General features: G+C 47.8%; 18 protein-coding genes. 3 read left to right on the top strand and 15 right to left on the bottom strand.

Annotated features, from left to right (window positions below; all coding sequences use genetic code 11):
- Positions 1–17: 17 nt before the first annotated feature.
- From IEY53_RS26420 to IEY53_RS26365, 12 genes are all read right to left on the bottom strand, one after another.
- The gene (locus tag IEY53_RS26420) at positions 18–1664 is read right to left on the bottom strand and encodes an extracellular solute-binding protein (RefSeq protein ID WP_189030338.1); all 1647 of its coding nucleotides are present in this window, start codon (positions 1662–1664) and stop codon (positions 18–20) included.
- Positions 1665–1698: 34 nt separating this feature from the next.
- Complete coding sequence (locus tag IEY53_RS26415; RefSeq protein WP_189030336.1) at positions 1699–2589, bottom strand: carbohydrate ABC transporter permease; 891 nt, start codon at positions 2587–2589, stop codon at positions 1699–1701.
- A 27-nt stretch (positions 2590–2616) separates the two neighbouring features.
- Positions 2617–3543 carry an ABC transporter permease gene (locus IEY53_RS26410; RefSeq protein WP_189030334.1) on the bottom strand — a complete coding sequence of 309 codons (927 nt, stop codon included), beginning with the start codon at positions 3541–3543 and terminating at the stop codon, positions 2617–2619.
- 24 nt (positions 3544–3567) lie between these two features.
- Positions 3568–4866 (bottom strand): 6-phospho-beta-glucosidase, encoded by a 1299-nt coding sequence (locus IEY53_RS26405; protein ID WP_189030333.1) that lies wholly within the window; start codon positions 4864–4866, stop codon positions 3568–3570.
- A gap of 43 nt (positions 4867–4909) precedes the next feature.
- Positions 4910–5890, bottom strand: a complete 981-nt coding sequence (locus IEY53_RS26400) for an N-acetylglucosamine kinase (RefSeq protein WP_189030331.1) — start codon at positions 5888–5890, stop codon at positions 4910–4912.
- A gap of 21 nt (positions 5891–5911) precedes the next feature.
- Positions 5912–6901: a LacI family DNA-binding transcriptional regulator gene (locus IEY53_RS26395; protein WP_189030329.1), complete on the bottom strand. Its 990-nt coding sequence runs from the start codon at positions 6899–6901 to the stop codon at positions 5912–5914.
- A 334-nt stretch (positions 6902–7235) separates the two neighbouring features.
- Complete coding sequence (locus tag IEY53_RS26390; protein WP_189030327.1) at positions 7236–8819, bottom strand: response regulator transcription factor; 1584 nt, start codon at positions 8817–8819, stop codon at positions 7236–7238.
- A 26-nt stretch (positions 8820–8845) separates the two neighbouring features.
- Entirely contained in the window at positions 8846–10585 is a 1740-nt protein-coding gene (locus tag IEY53_RS26385) for a cache domain-containing sensor histidine kinase (protein WP_189030325.1), read from the bottom strand.
- A 73-nt stretch (positions 10586–10658) separates the two neighbouring features.
- Positions 10659–11492: a carbohydrate ABC transporter permease gene (locus IEY53_RS26380; RefSeq protein ID WP_189030323.1), complete on the bottom strand. Its 834-nt coding sequence runs from the start codon at positions 11490–11492 to the stop codon at positions 10659–10661.
- A gap of 2 nt (positions 11493–11494) precedes the next feature.
- Positions 11495–12376 (bottom strand): carbohydrate ABC transporter permease, encoded by an 882-nt coding sequence (locus IEY53_RS26375; RefSeq protein WP_189030321.1) that lies wholly within the window; start codon positions 12374–12376, stop codon positions 11495–11497.
- A gap of 83 nt (positions 12377–12459) precedes the next feature.
- The gene (locus IEY53_RS26370; protein WP_189030319.1) at positions 12460–13809 is read right to left on the bottom strand and encodes an ABC transporter substrate-binding protein; all 1350 of its coding nucleotides are present in this window, start codon (positions 13807–13809) and stop codon (positions 12460–12462) included.
- 15 nt (positions 13810–13824) lie between these two features.
- Positions 13825–15285 carry a glycoside hydrolase family 32 protein gene (locus tag IEY53_RS26365; protein WP_189030317.1) on the bottom strand — a complete coding sequence of 487 codons (1461 nt, stop codon included), beginning with the start codon at positions 15283–15285 and terminating at the stop codon, positions 13825–13827.
- Positions 15286–15699: 414 nt separating this feature from the next.
- On the opposite strand from IEY53_RS26365, the gene IEY53_RS26360 reads away from it, so the two are divergent.
- On the top strand, positions 15700–16167 hold the full coding sequence (locus IEY53_RS26360; RefSeq protein ID WP_189030315.1) for a MarR family winged helix-turn-helix transcriptional regulator: 468 nt from the start codon (positions 15700–15702) through the stop codon (positions 16165–16167).
- Positions 16168–16212: 45 nt separating this feature from the next.
- On the top strand, positions 16213–17151 hold the full coding sequence (locus tag IEY53_RS26355) for an NADP-dependent oxidoreductase (protein WP_189030313.1): 939 nt from the start codon (positions 16213–16215) through the stop codon (positions 17149–17151).
- 201 nt (positions 17152–17352) lie between these two features.
- On the opposite strand, the gene IEY53_RS26350 is transcribed toward IEY53_RS26355, so the two are convergent.
- Positions 17353–18033: a TetR/AcrR family transcriptional regulator gene (locus IEY53_RS26350; RefSeq protein ID WP_189030311.1), complete on the bottom strand. Its 681-nt coding sequence runs from the start codon at positions 18031–18033 to the stop codon at positions 17353–17355.
- Positions 18034–18165: 132 nt separating this feature from the next.
- Between IEY53_RS26350 and IEY53_RS26345 the strand changes: the two genes are divergently transcribed.
- Positions 18166–19518 carry an MATE family efflux transporter gene (locus tag IEY53_RS26345; RefSeq protein WP_189030309.1) on the top strand — a complete coding sequence of 451 codons (1353 nt, stop codon included), beginning with the start codon at positions 18166–18168 and terminating at the stop codon, positions 19516–19518.
- Between the two features lie 138 nt (positions 19519–19656).
- Here the strand turns inward: IEY53_RS26345 and IEY53_RS26340 are convergent, their stop codons facing one another.
- Both IEY53_RS26340 and IEY53_RS26335 read right to left on the bottom strand, forming a co-directional pair.
- Entirely contained in the window at positions 19657–20037 is a 381-nt protein-coding gene (locus tag IEY53_RS26340; RefSeq protein WP_189030307.1) for a hypothetical protein, read from the bottom strand.
- Positions 20038–20412: 375 nt separating this feature from the next.
- Positions 20413–21906 (bottom strand): SMI1/KNR4 family protein, encoded by a 1494-nt coding sequence (locus IEY53_RS26335; RefSeq protein WP_189030305.1) that lies wholly within the window; start codon positions 21904–21906, stop codon positions 20413–20415.
- Positions 21907–22064: the final 158 nt, after the last annotated feature.

Raw genomic sequence — 22064 nt, 5'->3', positions numbered from 1 at the left:
TTATGTTTAAACAAGAATTATTTCGTCGCGTTGATTTTCTGGACATTCTCCTGCCATCTTTCGATTTTGAACTCAAGCAGCTTACCCAGCCCAGCTTTTTTGGCGTTCTTTTTAGCCGTCTCCAGAGCCGACAGCACCTCTTCATCCGACTTCGCCTGAACCATCTGGGCGAAAGCAAGGGTATGAATATTCTGAATATTTTGGGCGATGATGCCGATCTCCGTATCGGCAACCGGGTCGGTATTCACAAATTCCGTAATGTCCAGAGCGGTTTTCCAGGTCACCGTGGACTGCGCCACCGTCTCCCACGATTTCTGGTTCGCGGAAAGCGAAGCCTCGAGGCTCATTTTCGCCGTATCGATAAAGGTCGTATTTCCCGCCCAGTTAAAGTCTTCGAATTTCCGCATGATTTCCGTACGCTCGTTAGCAGGTGTCGTCTTGTATTTCTCGTTCGGAATCGGAGCGCCATCCGCATCCTCTTCATCCCAATACAGGCCTTTTGGACCGAAGAACAGAACCTTCTGTCCCTCCGGACCCGTTATCCAGTCATAGTAAGCGAAGATGGCCTCCGGATCCTTTGCTTTGGTCGTAATGACATTGACGTTCCAGCCCAGCGTCTCAAAGCCGCTTACAAACACCTTGTTCTTGTCTAAACCGGCCTTATGAACCGGCCAAATAATCTCATATCCGCTGTCCGGATTGCCTGCAGTCAGTGCCCGGTGTCCCTCGGCTCCGTACGTAGTGATGTTGGACTCGACCATAACCGCTACCCGGCCGGTATTCACCTTCTCCTTGACCGCATCCTGGGTTTGCTGCAGCGCATCCTGGGTAACCAGCCGTTCACGGAACAGCATATTGATATACAGCATCATTTCCTCGAAAGCAGGATCGTCATAGATGGGGAGCAGCTTGTCGCCTTCCGGATATCCCATGAGGGAAATGAATTTGCTGGTGGAATTCTCCTTGAATCCTCCATACATAATTTCAAGGCCTGCCCCCTTCTCACCAACCTCCAGAGGCACTACATCCGGATACTTGTCTCGCACCAGGAGCAAATATTGATACAGATCCTCGAAGGTTTCCAGCTTCGGTCTGCCGAGCGCGTTATAAATATCCTTATTGACCATCCAACCACCGTTGCCGAACTGCCCTGAGGTGTACCAGTTCGGGATCTGATAGATTTTCCCATCATCAGATCGAAGCAGGTTCAGGGTGGATTCCTTTACATATTTCTTGAAGTTCGGATACTTCTCATAGTACTCATCCAGCGCCACGAGTCTCCCTGCCTGCACCAGCCGTTCCACCATGGATCCCCGGTCGGTGAAGATAACATCCGGCAAATCACCGCTGACGATCATCGTATTAAGCTTTTCCGCGGCCGCCCCTCCAGATTGCACCGGTTCAACGGTAACCTTCCGGTTCTCCTGAATCCATTTCGTTGCCTCATTCTCCCCCCAAGGCGCTGTTGTAAGCCAGTCGTAGTTTCCATAGAAGCTGAAGGTAGTGGGCTTAATGCCACTGCCGTCATCTGTGACTGCCCCGGTATTCACATTTCCCTCACTTTCATCCTGCGAAGTGCCCGATTTCCCGCCTCCGCTGCAAGCAGTGAGAAGAAGCAGCAGGCAGACAAGCAGAAGCGATACCCATTTCAACCGAATGCGCATTCTTTTCCCTTCTTTCTACACGATATGGAGACTGCTATTCTTTCAATGAACCGATCAATACCCCCTTAACAAAATACTTTTGGAGGAAGGGGTACGTCAAAATAATCGGGATGGTGGCGATCATCATCGTAGCCATGGTCAATGACTTCGTTGTAACCGTCCGATTCCGGTTCATATGATCCAGTGCGATGGCATTCGATGAGCCGATTTCAGTCATAATGTTGGAGTTCATAATTTGCCGCAGCAGGGTCTGTATAGGAAGCAGGTGGTCCTTCGTAATATAGATCGCTCCCGTGAACCAGTCGTTCCAGTAACCCACCGCTGTAAATAAAGCAATCGTAGCGAGCACCGGGCCTGAGACGGGAATGACGATCCGGAGGAAAATGCCGTAATTGCTGCAACCGTCGATTTTGGCCGATTCCTCCAGCCCGTCAGGCAGAGCAGAGAAGAAGGTGCGGATGACAATCATGTTGTAGACGCTAATGATGCCAGGGATAATCAGAACCCAAAAGGTGTCCAGCATACCCAGAGAGCGGATTAGCAAATAAGTGGGGATGAGCCCTCCGCTAAAAAACATCGTGATCATGAAGAACACCATATACTGCTTGCGAAACAGCAATGTCTTCTTGGACATTCCGTAGGCTAACAGGGCCGTGAAGAAGACGGACAATGCCGTGCCGCTCAAGGTTCTAAGAACGGAGATCAGAAAAGAGTTCAACAGGCGGTGATCCTGAAACACAATATAATAATTCTCCAGTGTATACTCTCTAGGCCACAGGGTTATGCCGCCGAGCGCCGTATCACTCCCTTGATTGAAGGAAATGACAAGCGCGTTCCAAAACGGGTAGAGCATGATTACCGCCATCAGTGTCAAGAGGAGATAAATCGTCCGCTGCATCACTTTGTCGCCCAGGCTTAGTCTCATTGTTCACCCCTCCTATAGGTTGTAGGTCTACCAGAGACTGACATCTGCCCGGCGGGCGATTTTGTTGGCTGTCACCAGCAGAATAACACTGATTACCGCTTTGAACAGCCCTACCGCTGTCGCATAAGAGAATCTGGCATTCAATATCCCAACACGGTACACATAGGTGTCGATAACATCGGAGTAAGGCCGCAGGATTGGATTGGTTGCCAGCAGCAAAATGTCTTCAAAACCTGCACTGAGCAGATTGCCGATAGCAAGAATCATAAAGATGATAATAACAGGGGAAATACTGGGGAGTGTAATGGAGTAAATTTGCTTAAACCGGCTTGCGCCGTCTATTGAAGCGGCCTCATACATGGCCGGATCAACGCCCGCGATTGCGGCCAGATAGACAATGCTTCCAAAACCGATCTCCTTCCACACATTGACGCTCACTAGAATCGACCAGAAATATTCGGGTATCGCCAGAAAGTTGACCGGCTCATGGGTCAGGTTCAGCCGTTCCAGTAAATAGTTCACCGTTCCGTTATCAACGGACAGCAGCGAGAATACCAAGCCGGATACAATGACCCAGGACAGGAAATACGGCAGGTAGCTGACCGTCTGGATAAATCGTTTAAAGGCCATATTCCCGATTTCATTCAACATCAGCGCAAGCAGAATCGGGGCAGGAAAGGTAATGATCAGTTTCAGCAGGCTAATCACAATGGTATTTCTCATTACACTCCAGAACTCGGGTGCCTCAAAGAACATTTTGAAATTCATCCATCCAACCCAGGGGCTTTCCAGCATGCCGTTAAAAATATCGTACTGCTGAAATGCCATCACCACGCCATACATCGGAATGTAACTGAATATTGCAACAAAAATAATTCCCGGCCAGACCATGGACTGTAAATCCAACTGATTCGTAAATTTTTTCCATAAACTTGGTTTTACGGCCGCCTTCATCCGCTTTTCCTCCTCTGGCGCCTTCTAGTGAAATAACGGCAGATACGGTTTATTTTTCTCAAGCATTTCATCCAGCAGCTGTTCAGCTACGGTGACCGAAGGCACCAGTGGGTGATGAACCAATGCCTGCAGGGCAATGTCCCGGTCCCCGTGCACGGCTGCTTCGATGGTCAGGCTCTCGTATTGCTTGACCGCCGCCAGCAGACCCTTTACGGACTCTGGAATTTTCCGCAGCGGAATGGGCAGCGGGCCTTGCTTGGTCACCATACAGTTCACCTCAATGGAAGCATCGTCCGGCAGGAAGCCAATAATTCCGTTGTTGCGTACATTCAGCGTCTGGATATCGCGGGAATCATTATAAAGGGACCTCATCAGCAGTACCGCCGCCTCCGAGTAATACGCCCCGCCGCGCTGCTCCAGCTGCTTCGGCTTCTCCTTCAGCTCCACGTCCCGGTACAGCTCGAACAGCTCTTCCTCCACCTGCTTCACCACTTCAGCACGTGAGCCGGTCGTTGCCGCCGCTTCCTTCTGTTCCTCCAGCATAGCGTCCGTCATATAGTAATAGCTCAGGTAATAGGAGGGGATGGACTTCAATCCATTCAAGAACCGGTGGTCCCAGGAATCAAACGGCACATTACTAGCCTTGTAGCTCTGGGGGTAGTCAATGAGCTCCTGCAGCTTGCTCTCTCCGTCAATCACGACATCGGATACCCAGTGCAGATGATTGATGCCGACGAACTCCGAGTAGATCTTTTCGATAGGAAGTCCGAAGAACCCGGAGAGCCACTTTTGAAAACCGATCGGCGAGTTGCACAGGCCTACGCTCTTTACCGAAGAATATTTGTGAACCGCCTCGGTCACCATGCCGGCCGGATTCGTAAAATTCAGCAGCCAGGCATCTGGAGCAAGCTCCTCAATATCCCTGCAGATGTCCAGAATGACCGGGATGGTCCGCAGGCCTTTCATCATTCCTCCGGGGCCTGTCGTCTCCTGACCGATGACATTGTACTTTAGCGGAATCAATTCGTCCCATTTCCGCGCTTCCAGCATGCCTACCCGAATTTGCGTGCAGACAAAATCCGCTCCGGCGATGGCCTCCCTTCGGTTAAGCGTTTCCATAACCGTTATCGGCAGTCCGGACTCAGCAATCATGCGCTTGCTCAGTTCCGCAATCGTATGCAGCTTCTCCCTCCCCTCCTCAATATCCACCAGCCATACTTCGCCAACGGGAAGCTCTTTGTGGTGCATGAGGATGCCTTCAATAAGCTCAGGTGTATACGATGACCCGGCTCCGACGACAACCAGCTTCAATGTTTCCTCCATGACAGACCCTTCCTTCGTCTTTTTCATTTTGCTTGGATGATAACTAGCTTATTTTATTCGGTACTTTCTCCAGAGACAGACGATCAAGAACCTCGTGATTGACATGCATCCCGCTGCTTTCCATCGCCAGAACGACCGAGCCTACAACCGGCTCACGGCTTAATATCCTTAAGGTGCCATTGGGAGCCGACTGCTTCACTCTCTGCTCAATGGCGTGCCGGATGATACCTGAGCGGTCTCCCTTGGTCAGCAGGCTGCCTGCAAGCACAATGTCAAAGGAGTCCTCTTTCATAGCCAATTGGCGGATAGTCGCCGCCGCAGCTAAACCCAGTTCATCCCCTTGCTTGATCAGCAATCCGGCGGCAACCTGGTCCCCTTCCTCTGCCGCCTGAAACAGCAGCTCGGCAATATGGGCCGGCAATTCTCTGAAATGATCCAGGTAATCCTCTCGCAGCTCCGAAACGTTGGAATAGCCCAGCAATTGAGTTAAGCGCTCTGTCAGCACCGTCTTGCTCCCTCTTCCATCATCCGCCCGGAGAACGCTGCGGAATACCTCCACACTTAAATCATAGCCGCCGCCAAAATCACCGAACCGGTAGCCAAACCCCCCGCATTGGTACGTAGCACCCTTCGGATTCTTACCGGCACAGTTCACACCCGAGCCGCAAATCAGCACGACTCCATATTTCTCCTCGGTACCTGACCGCAATGCATTCCAGGTATCGCAGGAAATCTCCGTCCGGGGAAGGCTAAGGCGGCTGATGATGGGCCGTAAAATCCTGAAGTCGGCCTCTCTGTCTGCTCCTGCCATTCCAAACCAGGAGTACTCCAGTTGGTCCTTGGTCAGGCCTGACGCCATAAGCGCTTCCGATACCGCCTGCCGCAAGTTGTCCTCCGCCTGCTCCCGATTCTTTTGGTGATTTCCGTTCCCTCCCCGGCCTACACCGATGACCTGGCCCTGTTCATTGGCAATCATGGCATAGGTTTTACTGCCCCCTGCATCCACTCCCAAGTAATACTTCACAGATCGTTTCACTCCTAATATTCAGGTTAATCTTACAGTAGCTGACGATTCACGCACGAGAAGCTGAGGAGCGAGCTTCGTTACAGCGGGCGGCATCACCTCCCCATGGATCAATTTCATCAGCAGATCAACGCCGATGCTGCCCATTTGCGCCTCAGGCTGCCTGACCGTCGTCAACCGCGGGTAGAATTCACCTGCGAACTGTTGATCATCAAATCCGACTACCGAGATATCATGGGGTACCCGAATTCCCTCTTCGCGCAGCGCCTGGACAACTCCAAGGGCAATAAAGTCATCTCCGCAAAAAAAGGCTGTCGGCAGCTTATCTTCACGGATCCATCTTTTGGCTACTTCATAGCCACCGCTTACCGTAAACCCGCAGGAATCTGTGCCGAAAGACGTTAACCCTGCTTCCTCCAGCGCATGGCCATAGCCCCGCTTGCGCTCCGCAACACTCAGGAATACCGAAGGGCCGCCGATATAGGCAATCTGAGTGTGTCCAAGATCAATCAAGTGCTTTGTCGCTTCATAGCCACCCTGATAATTATCGACCACGACACTGGGAACATCCTCATGCTGGAACTGGTTATCCAGCAGCACAAACGGAATGTTTTTTCTTTTCAGTTCCTCTACATATTCCCTCTCTTCAAGCGGGGACAACAGGATAATCCCGTCTACACGGTCCTTCTGAAACAGGAAATTATCACCTTCATCCTCATTCTCGGCAATGGATAAGGCCAAAAAATAACCTTGCTCACTCAGCTTCCGGTTCACCACGCGAATCACGCGATCATAGAAAGAGTCGTTAAAGTTGGTAATCGACATCCCGATGACTCCCGTCTTGCCGCGCACTAGACTCCGCGCCGCGGAATTGGGCTGATAATTCAATTCCTCCATCGCTTTGAGCACTTTCCGTCTATTGGACTCACGCACAGACGGTGAATTGTTAAGCACTCTGGATACGGTCACTACCGAGAGCCCCGACTTTTTGGCTACATCATGAATGTTCATCTAAAATTCTATGCCTCCATTGCCTGAAAGTTTAAACGATTAAACTTTTAAAGAAAATAAAAATCCCTAACTTGTCATAATATATCTATGTCCTGACTAAAAATCGAACATTCTCTGTCAGATGTGTCCTACTTAGGACACTATAATCTATACAAAAGTTTAAAGGTTTTTACTTTGGTTTAATATTACTACCGTTCCTGATATCCGTCAATCCAAAAGCTGCCATCAAGTTCAATATCCCGATTATCGACCGGACTTGGATTTGTCCGTTGTCGACGCCTCGGGAGAAGTCGTGAGTTCTTTGTGTTTGTTGATGCCACTTGAGAAAGTTCGATTATCCAATTGGGGAATGATCTCCTTCGCTTTTTATCATATGCTCTTCTCTGTACTGGCCGGGACTAACGCCTACATGCTTCTTGAACACTTGGCAGAAATACCGCTGGTTATCGTATCCGACATTAGAGGATATTTTAGAGATTTTGAAGCTGCTTTCCCTCAGCATCTTTTTCGCTTTCCGGATGCGCAGCAAAGTGACATATTCAAGAATCGTTTGCCCGGTTGATTTAGAATATAAGTTGCTTACATAAGAAGCGTTGAGATCAAACCGCTCTGCCAATTGATCGAGCTGGATATTCTCATGATAATGGGATTCAAGATAAGCTTTGATTTCATGAACCACCTTTTCTTTCAGGGTAGTCTTCGTTACGTTCAAATAAAATTGCACACTCTGCGCCAAATCCATGCATATTTTCTTCAAAGATGCCCAGTCCGGCGCTTCATGTATCTCTTCAATCAGCCGCGTGCGGTCTCCGATCACTCTCTCGAGCTTGATTCCATAGTCCTGCCCGATCAGATCATGCAACCGGTTCGCCCACTGGGCGCCTGTCTTCTTCAGGGTAACGGGAGCGATTAATTGCATTGTCCCCCATTCCGTCCAACGTTCTAGCATCTCTTCGAACTCTTTTTGTTCGTAACGGATGAAGGATTGTATTTGATTAGACCAATCGGAGACCACTCTTTCGGAAACGCGGGTAATCTCCGTCCAGCTGCTTACGTCCATTACCGGAGCGCCGAAGAACAAACCCATTTGACATGCCTTGTAGGCAACTAAATACGAGACATGCATTTGCATTATTCCGGTTACAACCGGACCGATTCCAAACGACAATAAAGAATCATCCCATGAGCCGTCATTCGAAAATGTTGCGGCTGCAGCCATCAGAATTTCCGTTAATGGCACGTCTTCCTCCAGGTTCGCCATGCATAATAAGATGACTTTCTGCTGCTCATAGAGCAGATCCACGACGATTCCGCGATTCGCCAAAAAGCTCAGGAGAGCATCCGTGATGCCTTTGTTCTTCATTCGTTCGAGCCAAAGCGCCGCCGGGCTTCCGATCAGGATCACTGCAAACTGGTTATATTGTTCGTATGGCGTTTGATCGAATGATGGACGTTTCCCATGGACGATTAGATCCGTAAACACCGCCCGGTCTAATGCTTTTGCAATTCGAAGCTCAGGGTTATTCCCCGTTTGATCCGCTTTGCGCTCCAGACGCTGGATTGCCCTTGAGACGGTCCTTGCCACTTCATCTAGCTCTGCAGGCTTGATTAGATAATCCACCGCCTCCAGTTCAATGGCCTCTTTGGCGTATTCAAACTCGGAATAGCCGCTGACGATGATGCATTCCGCTTTGCGGCCATTCTCCTTCAGGGTCCGGATTAGATCGAGACCGTTCAGGCCGGGCATCCGAATATCTGTCAGGACTATGTCCGGATCCGACTGAAGAATCCGCTCCAACGCTTGTTTGCCGTTATTTGCCGTCCCTATGATCCGTACTCCGAATGCATCCCAGTCAATCATTTCCGACAACGTTTCCACCACAAGCTGTTCGTCATCCGCTATAAAAAGTTTATACAAGACATGTCCCCCTTCATAGCCCGACCTCAATCCATTATACCGATCTCAAGGGTGATTTTGGTTCCGGCACCCGGAATACTGTCTATGCGGATTCCACGGTCTTGGCCGTAATGCAATTGGATCCTTTCCTGTATGTTCCTTAAAGCATATCCCCTTGGCTGCATATCAACAGGATCAAAACCCACTCCGTCATCCTCAACTTCGAATATAAGGGTTGCCCCTTCTCTTCGGCCCCGAATGACAATGGTCCCTTTGTCCTCCTTCAACTCAATTCCATGAAAGATCGCATTTTCCACCAACGGCTGAATAAGTAGCTTCAGCATGCGGATCTGCTCGATTCCTGGTTCGAGGTCAATTATCACCTCGAACTTCCCCTTATAGCGGATGTTCTGAATCTCTAAATAATTTTTCACTTGTTCGATTTCATTCCCGACAGTTGTAATATAGTCCCCGTTGTTCAAGCTTAATTTAAAAATATTCGAAAGGGACATGACCATTTTGGAAATGTTTTTGGCACTGATTCGTTCCGCCATTAGATATATGGAATTCAACGTATTGTATAGGAAATGAGGATTGATTTGACTCTGCAGCGCATGCAGCTCAGCTTCCTTCTCCTTCAGCTTGGCTTCGATCAATTTGTCCGACAATTCCGTGTTAGTGCGGAAGGTTCGCAGGAATTGATTGCCGATTTTACCGATTTCATCTTCTTCTTCAAAAAGGATTCCTTCGATTTCATCGCGTTTTGCCGCTTTTTTTGCTACAGAAGTGAGCAAAGTCAACTGTTTGGTGATCCGCTTCGAGATGAGATAAGCGCCGTAGGCGGCAAGCAGGAAAGCTGCCACCGTCAATGAGAGCGTAACATTACGAATCAGGATGATTTCCGAGTTAATGCTTGAATAGGGGATCATGCTGACCACTTTCCACTGGGTTACCGGATTCGTTTCGAAGGTGATGACATACCGTTCTCCGCCTATCGTTTCGATGCGGTTCCCTTGCTCAGGCAAATCATAGATCTGATTCAAATCCTTTTGAGGAATTTTTTTTGAATCATTGTTATGGGAATTAGAATAGATGATTTTGTTTTGCTCCAGGATCATCAAATCCCCTTTTTCCGCGTTGGAAATGTTCTTGAACATTTCATCGAAGACCCGTCTATCGATGGAAATGATCAACATCCCGATGGGTTCAAGCGTATCGAGATTATTTAATTGTTTACCGTACAGCAGCAAGTTCGGCTTGTCCTTGACAAGCCGAACTTCATCGCTGTTCAGCCACAATCCCCTGCCGCCCCTGCCGCTCACTTGCTCGTACCATTTGGAGCGGGAGACCGCCTGATAGATATTGTCGTAACTGAATCTGTCCCATTGATTTGTGACGATCAGTTCCCTTTGTTCGCTGCCTACATAAACGTAACGTATATATGATTTATTGTTGGAAATATTGACGATCAGACTGCGGGTGGCATTTTGAAGGTCATAGATTTCCTTGAAATTATGTTTGTCATAGGAAAGGAAAGTCTGAACGTCACGGGAAGACAACATTAGTTTCGAAATCGCTTCAACGTCATTCACGAAAGTTTGGATATTCCAATTGATGGAGCTCAGCAGATTGGAGGTCGTATCGGACATCTTGTTCTCAATCACTTTGCTCAAATAGACAAAGGTTAAGGAGGCGATAAGAACTAGCGGCAGCAAGGAACAGGCAATGGACAGAATGATAATCTTACTTCGGATGCTGATCGACAAGAACAGCCGGTTTATTTTCATAACATCCCTCTGACTGAGAAGAGTATAACACCTGGTACTTTCAGTATACCTTCAGTCACAGGTATATGGGAGGTCAACCTTTAGTCGCTCCTGCGGTCATGCCGGAAATAACGCTTTTGTTGAAAATGAAGTATACCAGCAGGGTCGGGATTGTCGTGATGCTGATAGCGGCAAAAGTCGCACCCCAATCCGTCAAACCGTACTGTCCTATATAGTCCATTAAGCCAACGGGGAGGGTCCGTGACTTCAAATCATGGATAAATGTATTCGCGAAGATAAACTCATTCCAGACAAAAATCAGATTCATGACAACAACCGTGACAATCGTATTCCGGGATAGAGGGAAAATCATCCGCCAAAAAACCTGGTAAACACCGCAGCCGTCCATGACGGCGGCCTCCATGATCTCGTTCGAGATGTATTTGTAGAAGCTCACAAAAAGATAGATCGAAAGCGGCAGAGCAAAACCTACCTGGGGCAAAATCAGAGAAGTGAGCGTATTGATAATCCCCATTTTGTTATAAAGAATGAAGAGCGGGATGAGCACAACCTGGATCGGGATCATGATGCCGCACAGAAATAAGAACAGCACGCCTCGGCTCCATTTAAAAGTCATCTTCTCAATCACGAAAGCAGCCATGGCGCTGAACAAGATCACCAGCACGATGGTCGTTACGGCTACGATGAGACTGTTGGAGAAATAAGTCCCTAAATTCCCTTTATGCCACACACTCAGATAATTTTCGAATGTGAATCGGCTGGGCAGGCTAAGCGGGTTGTTGCCGGCAAAATCGGTGGGCGCCTTAAAGCTGGAGATGAACACCCAGACCAGCGGATAAACTTGAACGACAAGCAGAACACAGGAAACAATCACAAGAATAGTCTTGGAATAGCCGGGAAATTTCATCTTCAGGTCTCCTTACTGTCCATCATCCGTCTGATAAAGGCGACAGCAATGAGGCTTTCGATGACGATAAATACGGCCATCGCGCTGCCATAGCCGAAGTCCAGACTGGAGAATGCTGTTTTGTACATGTAAGTCGGCAACAATTCCGTTACGCGCCCGGGTCCACCGTTCGTCATGAGGTACGGGATGTCGAATCCTTTTAAAGCCCCCGTGGTAGCCATAATGATAGATACCATGAGCACCGGCTTAATCAGCGGCATTTTAATCGAACGAAACAGGTCCCAGGAAGAAGCTCCGTCAATTCTGGCGGCTTCCTCGACATCGGAAGGAATGGCAATTAGCGCACTATACAAGATAATCATATAAAGACCGATAAAACGCCAGCCTTCGGGTACCGATACGGCGGTCAGTGCCCACTTCATGTCGGAAAGCCAAGGCCTGCTCCAGTCTCCGAGACCGATCTGCTGCAGACAATAGTTCAACATGCCGACCGGTTCGAACGAGTACACGTTTTGAAACAATTGCGCGATGGCAACCGACGTGATAATTGCGGGAGCGAAATACAACGTTTTAAACAATTCCCGGCCTTTGGTGATGCTGGTCAGCAAAATGGCAACCAACAGACCGAGAAGCACTTGCATGGCCACAATAACGAAAACAAAGATCAGGTTGTTGCTGAATGCCTTCCAGAACGTCTTATCGCCGCCGAACATCTTGGCATAATTGTCAAAGCCGATATAGACCATATCGGAAACCCCGTCCCACGAGAAGAAGCTGAAATACATCGACCAAAGGATGGGCGCCAGAACGGTGAGCAAATATACCAATAATGCAGGCAGCAGGAAGACGAGAGCGGCTTTACGATTGCGCAGGACTCTATCCATACTCTTGTTCCTTCCCCATTTTAATATTATTTTACTTACATGGCCGGCCAACCGGCTTTCAGTTGGCCGGATGTCCAGCGTGGTTATTTGAAATATTTCGGCGCGTTTTCTTTAATGGCTTGATCCATGAGCTCCGCAAATTCATCCGGCGTATGAGCGCCGAGTGACAGGGCATTCAACTCGTTGCCAAGCAGCTCATTTGTGGCCGGGTCAAGGCGCGTATCCCACGGGACCGCAAAGACGCTTCCGGATTTCGCGATTTCGTCTTGAATGTTATAGAAAATTTCCGGCATCCCCTCCGCTTGATCCAGCGAATACTTGAATGGAGAGAATTGGCCTTTTTTCGTATAGGCTTCCGGGTATTTTTCCAGAAGGAATTTGACAAATTCCTTCATCGTATCATCAAAGGTTTCCTGGTTGAAGGCAACGCCGATCCCCGAGTTGATGAAATAATCATTTTCAGCAGTCTTAGCGCCTTCCATCATGGGAAGCCGGAAAAATCCGATGTTATCCTTCATTTCTGCGCTCAATTTATCGTTTGCGAAATTCATGGTTTCCCACGAGCCCATGTAATAGATGCCGGCTTTGCCGGCCAGGAACAGGTCACGCGCTGCGGTGTAATCCGTTGCAGTGAATCCTTGCTGGAAGTACCCTTTGGTGCCCAGTTCGTGAACGAAATTAATACCTGCCATACCGGCCGGGTCTTTGAAGGAGGCCTTACCTTGCTTTACATTCTCAATAAAATCATTGCCGGTCATGCGGAAAGGCTTGTACGCCAGGTATCTGAGAACCGGCCATTTGTCCTTGCCGTCGACGGCAATCGGCGTGATTCCGCCCTGCTTCAGCGTCTCGGCAACCTTAATGAACTCATCGAATGTCTTCGGCGGCTCAAGGCCCAGATCCTTAAACATCTGGATGTTGTACCAGAATACCTCGATCCCGTATTCGATCGGGAACGTGTACATAGTACCGTCTGCGAACTGCTGATATTGCAAGGCAACCGGACGGAAATCTTCGTATTTCCCAAGCTCCTGCAGCAGTTTTTTCATATCCACCAGCTTACCTTGCTGCACTAGCTTGGACGCATAGGCATCAGGATCGGTATCAAACATGGCGGGCATCTCATTGCTCGCAATCAATGTCCGCAGCTTCTGCAAATAGGACGGGCGATCACCGGTGCCTTCCAGAACCAGTTCAAATTCCGGATGCGTTTTGGAGAACTCGTCTGCAATTTCCTTGACGGTAACAGCCGGTGGGCTCTCTACGCCGCGGGCAACGAACCATTTGTATGTTTTCTTGTCCGTCTTCGCCGGAGTTGCCGATCCGTTTTCTGCAGCGTCGTTATTATTGTTGCCGCCTCCGCATGCACTCACCAATGCCATCAGGACAACAAGAGATAATGCGACAGTCAATCTTTTGACACAACGTTTCATTTATAAGACCTCCTGTTAGTTGGGAACCGATAGAGATGCTTGTTCGAAATTCGCCCTGCCCTCCTGGACAAAGCAACCCCAGCTGCCCGTTTTCAAATTATATAAGCGCGTAGTCATGGCGACCTGATCGGCCAAGTATACGACGCAAACGGAATTTTCTACAACAATCTTGATATCGTAAACCGTATCGGCTTGTAATTCTATCGGCACTTCCAGCTCTACCGCATGCGGACGGTCTCCGTCGATGTGCCATTGCGCCTCGCCCTTCATCCTGCGGGGCCACATGTCAAACACCAGGCGGTTATGAATCGGTTCAAGGCGAATGTAATAGGCCTCGTCAAGATCCTCGCTTGCGCGTAGCATGATGCCACAGCTTCGGGTCCCTGCAGCAAAGGACAGTCGGGTCGAAATCTTGCAGGTTTCAGGCATAGTGCCAGCTGATATGCAGGCAAATGTTTCATCAGCCGCCGCAGATATGTGTCCCTCTGACTCCTCCCATTCCCCGATCCGCGAATCCCACTTGGCTACTTGCTTGTTTGAAAAGTGACGGGACACCGTCTCCGGAATACGAACCGTTAATGTTCCATCCTTTTCTTGAACGAGTTCGTGTACGACCAAATTTCCCGCCCATTGCCAATCGGCGTAATCATCCTCGTTTTCCTTGCTGGGATCCCAGCCGAAAGCGTACCGTTTGGTTCCGTCACTCCATGTTTTAGCGGCATAGAACGCTCTGGCGTCAAACGCGTCGTTTCTTGGCGCCGTCCAAGGTCCGTTCAAAGATTTGCTCATACGGTAATGGGTGACGAACCGCTCCGAGAACGTCGAGTACACCAGATACCACCATTCCCCGATGCGAAACAAGTCCGGGCATTCGTGTGTCACGTACATTTTCGGATCCCAGAAAGGTTTGCGAATCTCCCATTTCTTGAGATCCCTTGAAGCGCAGAGTCCGATGCTTCCCCGGCGACGGGAAGGACCTTCTTTATTCCTTGCGGCGAGAAGCATCCAATACTCTTCCGCCTCATCGTTCCAGAACACGAAAGGGTCGCGCCAGTCATGTCTTTCGTATTGAATCCCGTCCGAATAGAAGGTGTCTTCGGGAATTTTCCGCCATTCTTCCATATCCGCGCTCACAGCATGCATGACACATTGTAGCGGCTCGCCGCCCTCTGTGAATTCAGGGTTCGGATTGTGGCCGGTGTAGAACAAATGGTATTCGCCTTCGGCTTCGATGATCGAGCCGGTATAGCAGTTCAGGTCTTGCTCGCTTGCGCTTCCGTGCTCCAGCATTTCACCTTTTTCTTCGTAGTGCACGAAATCGCTTGTGCGGAGCTCGAACCAGGAGGTTCCTTCTCCGTGAATCTTCTTGTTCTCTCTCCAATCATGAAGATAGAACAAACGGAAGCTGCCGTCTTTGTAAAAGGGGATCAGGTCTCCCACCCAAGCCCCGTTCGGCTTGTAAAATAAGTTAGTCAATTTTTGTAACCCCTTTCTTTTATCATAACTTGATTATAAAAGGGATTGAAAACGCTTTAAATTCTAACTTCTTTGTCATATGTTCAATATTTTTAGTTTTCCTAATTTAATGATTTAATGAAAAGACTGAGGATCAGTATGTCCGAGAAGGATTTCGATAGGGCGGCCTCTTCAGGCGGGATGATGATGCGGATGGTGTCTATAATGGAAAATTTTTGTAAAAAAAGCTTCACCGTCAGATTGTGACCCGTGGGACGCCTTTCATGATATAGAATCAGTTTCCTAAATCCCCGTCTCCAAAACTTCACGCGTAAATTACCTGATTTTCTAACTTATGTTGACGGCAACATATTTAAATGCTATCTTAGGTGTAATCAATATGTTGACGACCACATAAATGGAGGGATGACACAATTGAAGAACAGCGACAACAACAAAGCTATTGAGAATGAAATCAGTGCGGTCACCGAATTTCCCGTAAGCTTCTCGATCTTCAGCCTGGCTCGTTCCCATCATCGAATTGCGGGACAGCAACTTCGGGAAGCAGGCTTATACCCAGGGCAGGAACTCGTACTGATGCAACTGTGGCACCGGGACAGCCAATCTCAGAATAGTCTCTCAAGATCGCTGCGTCTTGATCACTCGACCATAGCGAAATCCGTTCGTCGTTTGGATGATGCGGGGCTCGTCACCTGCAGCCGCTCTGAAGAAGATAAACGAGTAACCATCGTATCACTCACCCAAACAGGGCGTGAATTTGAATCCAGAGTCACTCAGGCTTGGAGCAAGGTGGAAGAAATTACAACGGAAAATCTTAATGATGAAGAAAAAGTACAGTTTGTAGCCTTGGCCAAAAAAATAGCCGCTACACTAGAAAACTAAATGGAAGTAAACAAAACGATGAGTGATATAGGAGGAGAGATAAGCATGTCTAAAAAAACGATGCAAGCTGTTCTGGTCAACGATTATGGGGGTTCAAACGTTTTAAAGGTAGAAACCGTTGAACGCCCTCAACCGCAATCGGATGAAGTGCTTGTCCGCATCGTGTACGCTACCGTTATTCCGCTTGATTATAAAATCCGTAACGGCTGGCTTCAAGAAGTTTTTCCTGTCACCTTCCCCTACATCCCTGGATTTTACGCTTCCGGGGTTGTCGAAGCGGTGGGGCAAGCAGTAACAACGTTCAAGCCCGGTGACCGAATTTTTGGCAGTATTAAGGGGGCCTATGCAGAATATGGAATTGCGACAGTCCAGGAATTAGTTAAGATGCCTGACAATCTCACGTTTGAAGATGCGGCAACAATTAAGGCCGGAGCTGAAACGGCCTGGAAGGCGTTGTTCACCGAAGGCGAACTCCAATCCGGCCAGACTGTTCTCGTTCATGCAGCAGCGGGCGGAGTTGGACAGTTCGCCATTCAGCTGGCCAAATGGAAGGGAGCGACCGTAATTGCTACGGCTTCAACCTCTAACTTGGACTTCGTCAAGTCTTTGGGTGCGGACCAAGTCATAGATTATACCCAGACGGCTTTCGAAGAGGTCGTCGAAGAGGTCGATCTGGTCGTCGATTCCGTTGGGGGCGAAACCGAAAATCGGTCCTGGGCCGTTCTGAAAAAAGGGGGCATTCTCGTCTCCTTGGCCCAGGCTCCCTCCCAAGAGAAAGCCCAAAAGCATGGTGTTATAGCTAAATTCAACACGAAATTCCCAAATCATGAGAACCTGCTTACCTTAACGGAATTAATTACCGAAGGAACGATTCAAGCAGAGATCGATTCCATATTCCCGCTAAGCCAATCCGATAAAGCCTTGGAGAAAAGCGAAGCAAGACATGGACGCGGAAGAATTCTGCTGCATATACACGCAATCTAACAACAACCGTTATGAAATGAATTATAGGAGCAGCACGAGTGTATCCCACACGGCGTGCTGCTCTCGAATAAAACGACGGATATAGGGGCCGATAATGTAATTCATCCCTTATACGCGTTATATCAAGGACCATGTCCCCATGGACCTGCTGTACTTCAGTTCGTCATATCAGTTAAGGTGTCGAACCCCCAGATGACATTACTACTCCTCCTGCTCCTTTATCACCTGCTCAATCCCGAGCAGAATCAGCTTCAGGCCGAACTCAAACGCTCTATCGGTCCCCATTATCTCGAACAGCCCGTTCGTAAACATCCTCCGGAACAGTCCCGCATCCGTCTCGCCCATGGAATCCAGGAGCCGAATCATCTCCTCGCCCGGAGGCGCTCCCTGGTCTTTAAGGATCGCGGAGACATTGCGCTCATGCTGATAATTGTCTAGAACGAAGTAGAAGACATAGTTCACAAGCGTAGTAACCACTTGCATTTTCTGCGCTTGCGCAAGCGGCGTCGATTCCACGCAGAGCAGCATACGGTTGGTGAACCGGATGATGTCCGGTTCGTGGGGCAGCGTCATCATCATGAGCTGCGTAGAGCAGGGATATCGGCTGAGCACACTCCGTACTGTTACCGCAAGCCCTGTCAGTTGCTCCTTCCAATCCCCCTCGGAGTGGAACTCCTCCAGGATCACCTTCGATACCTGATTAGCCAGGCGCTGGTAAAGATTCTGTTTGCTCTTGAAGTACCAGTACAGGGAGGGAGCCTGGATCCCCAGCCTGTCGGCCAATCGTCTCATGCTGAATTTCTCGATGTCCTCCTCTCCAAGAAGCTCCCACGAGGCTTCCAGAATCCTGTCCTCCGAAATTTGAGGCTGCTGCTTTTTCATCGTTATCCACCCTTTTATCTAACAGTGTAAGTTTATGCTTTACAGGTTTATAGCTTCATGATATCATCTAACACTGTAAGGTTCAATCTAACACCGTTAGACTGGATAAAATGAAGAAAGTGGTGATCCAAAATGGATGCAGAGAACCTCTATTATTTTGAAAAAGCACCGGTCGCAAAGGCCGTAGCTCACTTCGCTGTACCGATGATGCTAGGCGCATCAATGAGTGTCATATACTCCATCTTGAATGCCTATTTCCTGGGTACACTCCATAATACTGCTATGTTAACCGCACTCGCGCTAACCTTGCCGCTATTCGCAATCATTATGGCGCTGGGCAACTTGATTGGCATAGGCAGCGGTACCTACATCTCCCGTATGCTAGGAGAGAAAAAGTATGATGACGTAAAGCATGTGTCTTCATTCGCTTTTTACAGCAGTTTAGTTCTCGGTCTTATCGTGATGGCTGTGGGTCTCCCGTTGATCGATCCCATCGTTCATGGCCTGGGGGCGACGCCTGACTCCTTCGGATTCACGAAGGACTATGTCACTATTATGCTTATTGGTTCACCATTCGTCGTATTATTCTTCACGCTGGAGAATATCGTGCGCTCGGAGGGTGCAGCCATCACGTCGATGACCGGTATGATTCTAAGTGTTGTTGTAAATATCATTCTCGATGCGCTCGTCATCTTCGTGTTCCATTGGGACGTGATCGGCGTTGCGTCAGCTACGGTCATTTCTAACTTGGTTGCGAGTGTATACTACGCCCTCCATATGGGATATAAGAGCCAATTCTTAACTGTCTCCGTAAAATGGTTCAAGGCTACCAAAGACATTCTGGGCAATGTATTCAAAATCGGGGTCCCCGTCTTTATTATGAGCATCTTTTTGGGGGCAATGTCGCTTATCTTCAACCATTTTCTTATCGAATACGGGGATTCGGCCGTAGCGGCTTACGGAATTTCATCACGTTTATTGCAATTTCCTGAGTTTATTCTGATGGGCTTATGCGAGGGGGTCGTGCCGCTCATTGCCTTCTCTTTTACAGCGGATAAATTGCGCATGAAGCATACCATTGGATTTACGATCAAAGCGATTGTGGGGTTAGCAGCCGTATTCGGCATCATCGTCTATTTAGTTTCCGACCATTTAATTGGTCTATTTACAAATGACCCGCAATTAATTGAAATGGGCAGCTACATTCTGCATGTGACGTTCTTATCCTTGTTCATTACAGGTATGACCACTCTGTTTACCGGGGTCTTCCAGGCAACAGCGCAAGGAACGGCCGCGTTTATTATGTCAATTATTCAAGGAGTTACGCTGATTCCTGTGCTTTATATCGCCAAACAAATGAACGGCTTCCACGGGGTGGTCTGGTCGATTGTCATTGCGGATGCCGCCGCATTCCTTGTCGGTGCCGTCATGCTGTATGTTCTGCGGAACAAATTGCAGCCGGAATTAGATAGTTTGGTACAGTAGAAGTTATATAACAGCCAGATCAGCCAACCTTGGAGTTCTGCGGCCTCAATATACACGATACACTGCCGCCTCTATAAAAAAAGAAGGTGCGAGAAGCCGGTTCATCACCGGACGCTTTTCGCACCTTCGCTTTCTTGTCTAAATCAACGCGTTGAAATGGCCCTCTGAGTTGACCGTCGCCGTCCGGGGATCGGTCAGACCGATGCCCTTGAGGCCTGCCTTTCCTTCAGTCCGCCAGAGCGGGGGATGGTCTTGAAGCGGAGGAGCCGGTACAAAATTGGCCGAGGCGCTACTCCCGCTTTTCTGCACCAGGTGGGCCTCCAGCAGTCGAATTTGCCGCTGCAGCTGCTCCCGGAGGTAAGGAGTCTGCCTCTCTCCGCCCTGCGCTGCATTCGCCTTGTCCAGTTCCATCAACAACCGGTTCCGCTGCTCCTCCAGGGAACTGACATCGCTTTGTGTGCCGCCGTAAGCTGCAATGCCCTGTACCGGGCTGATGCCTGATACTGTCTGTGAAGCCATGATCTGTCACTCCGTTTCCTTGGCTCCTATTCTAAATCCAGCCAAATTCGAAAGTTCTAATCCTCTCTATTACCCGGCTGCCCCCGCCATGACAACATTCCATCCGTATATCCAAAAATAATCGTCGCATAGTCCCAGTCGGCCGCTTGTTTCGACATACTAAAGACCCACCGAGGACCGATAAAAGTCCCATCAAGGTAAATCATTATTCTGTAGCATAAACAAGCTCGCAGGAAAAATATCTACGTAACATTTCGACCAGAGTTTGACCTGCCCTGCTCCTACGGTCGGTATGCTGTAAATACAGATTCCTGCGAGCTTTTCTTCAAAAAACTTGCCGCTACTTATGATATGGTTCACCACGAGTGAATTCCATTAATTCTTCCATGTTACCTGCCATCCATAGGACTGAAGTTTAAAGTGTTTTTCAAACTCTGCAACTACGGATTTTGCATTTTCCTCAGATGCTGCATGAAATATAGTTAAATCGACTATATTACAGTCAGAAATCTCCTCTAGCCCTTTAAGTCTTGATGCATCTACTCCGATCTGCTTTAGACTCATACAATTTTTAAATATAGTTAAATCTCCAACCGGATAAGTGAATTGCTTTAATTTCTTCAATTCTCCTATAACCTCTATATGTGATTCATCTATTGCACAGCTATCCGTCTCAAAAAACGTTATATTCTTTAAACCTTTTAAGAATGATAAATGTGGTATTGTCACTTGTTTGAGCTCTAGTTTTATTAACTTACTAAGGTTTGAAATATAAAGCAGGTCGCCAACCTCCATTTCTTCTAAACTTAGTTCCTTCAAATTTTTTATAGTTCCTATTAATCCGCTATTAATTGAGTTCATTCTACATAATCTCAAACTCTTTAATTTCTTTATATCTTTCAGTTTATGTATATCTTTTAATGGAAGTCCTATTAATGTTAGCTGCCTTAACCCATCTAAAGAAACTAAGTACTCCAAATCAGACTCTTTAAAAGCTTTTGACCCTATCAAAAGTTCTGCTAAAGAAGGCAACCGTTTAAGTACATCGAAATTAGTAATTTCATCCGCATGTATAATTAGTTCCTTAAGATTAACCATATGGGTTAAAATATCCAAAGATATTGCTCCGTATTTTTTAGCTTGATCAGCTCTAATAAATACCATTCTCTTTTTTGCCAATATTTTTGAAGATACAAAACCACTCTCAACATCGTCTTTAAAATACTCTTCCCAAAATCCGCTTACAGGGATAAGGCTGTTCTCTTCGATATCCATTTTAGTCAAAGCCAAAATATCATCCAACAAACTTCCACTTTCACGGGATAATATGATTACATCGTCTTCTTCACTAATACCCATACTACTATTTCTGAGGCTCAAATCGATAAATTCAAAGAAATGTCCCAAACTTTCCGCAATAACATATGAAAAATCAGAATTGTGATCTATCGTTATAATTTGCCCATGAATCCCCTTTTCTCCGGGATCTAAATCAATTGCCAAATAGGAGCCTCCACCATCTTCAGCAAAAGGAATCCAGCCTTCTCTGTAGCTCCCATCTTTTATTACATCGGGTTTGCTGGATATAATATCGTAAGCTGATTCCAAAAGGGACTTCCAGTTGCTTACTACCGATTCAATGTTCATCCAACTAAGCCCAGCCATAACGCCAAAAATCTGCTCTCCTTCTCCATTAGAATTCATGTATATCTTTCTGAAATCTTCTGGAAATTTGCAGTTCATCATGCTCTCAAAAAGGTTTATTTCTGATTCCTCAACTGCTGGATTAAGTAACTCCTCAACGTTTGGTATATGCGATTTTAATATCTCGATAAGAAAACACTCGTCTTTTTCATTAGATAATGGCATACATTATCCCCCATTCTACAGAGTCATAATTGTTTCAGTAAACGTCTTTCACAACTAGAGATGACTGCTATTTTTCCTATGATTTGATCGACTCAACAGTACTAGTACTCCATCAATCTTTAAATTGTGGGTAAAGACGCTTTAATTTGACTCTGGCG

This window comes from Paenibacillus albidus (assembly GCF_014644435.1).
GTDB lineage: Bacteria > Bacillota > Bacilli > Paenibacillales > Paenibacillaceae > Paenibacillus_AQ > Paenibacillus_AQ albidus.
Note: the sequence above shows the minus strand (reverse complement) of the source record. Positions and strands in the feature narration are given on the sequence as shown.

Excerpts from the sequence above, each read along its gene's own strand:
- IEY53_RS26420 (WP_189030338.1), bottom strand. The coding sequence starts at position 1,664 with ATGCGCATTCGGTTGAAATGGGTATCGCTTCTGCTTGTCTGCCTGCTG.
- IEY53_RS26415 (WP_189030336.1), bottom strand. The coding sequence starts at position 2,589 with ATGAGACTAAGCCTGGGCGACAAAGTGATGCAGCGGACGATTTATCTC.
- IEY53_RS26410 (WP_189030334.1), bottom strand. The coding sequence starts at position 3,543 with ATGAAGGCGGCCGTAAAACCAAGTTTATGGAAAAAATTTACGAATCAG.
- IEY53_RS26405 (WP_189030333.1), bottom strand. The coding sequence starts at position 4,866 with ATGGAGGAAACATTGAAGCTGGTTGTCGTCGGAGCCGGGTCATCGTAT.
- IEY53_RS26395 (WP_189030329.1), bottom strand. The coding sequence starts at position 6,901 with ATGAACATTCATGATGTAGCCAAAAAGTCGGGGCTCTCGGTAGTGACC.
- IEY53_RS26385 (WP_189030325.1), bottom strand. The coding sequence starts at position 10,585 with ATGAAAATAAACCGGCTGTTCTTGTCGATCAGCATCCGAAGTAAGATT.
- IEY53_RS26380 (WP_189030323.1), bottom strand. The coding sequence starts at position 11,492 with ATGAAATTTCCCGGCTATTCCAAGACTATTCTTGTGATTGTTTCCTGT.
- IEY53_RS26375 (WP_189030321.1), bottom strand. The coding sequence starts at position 12,376 with ATGGATAGAGTCCTGCGCAATCGTAAAGCCGCTCTCGTCTTCCTGCTG.
- IEY53_RS26370 (WP_189030319.1), bottom strand. The coding sequence starts at position 13,809 with ATGAAACGTTGTGTCAAAAGATTGACTGTCGCATTATCTCTTGTTGTC.
- IEY53_RS26355 (WP_189030313.1), top strand. The coding sequence starts at position 16,213 with ATGTCTAAAAAAACGATGCAAGCTGTTCTGGTCAACGATTATGGGGGT.
- IEY53_RS26350 (WP_189030311.1), bottom strand. The coding sequence starts at position 18,033 with ATGAAAAAGCAGCAGCCTCAAATTTCGGAGGACAGGATTCTGGAAGCC.
- IEY53_RS26345 (WP_189030309.1), top strand. The coding sequence starts at position 18,166 with ATGGATGCAGAGAACCTCTATTATTTTGAAAAAGCACCGGTCGCAAAG.
- IEY53_RS26340 (WP_189030307.1), bottom strand. The coding sequence starts at position 20,037 with ATGGCTTCACAGACAGTATCAGGCATCAGCCCGGTACAGGGCATTGCA.
- IEY53_RS26335 (WP_189030305.1), bottom strand. The coding sequence starts at position 21,906 with ATGCCATTATCTAATGAAAAAGACGAGTGTTTTCTTATCGAGATATTA.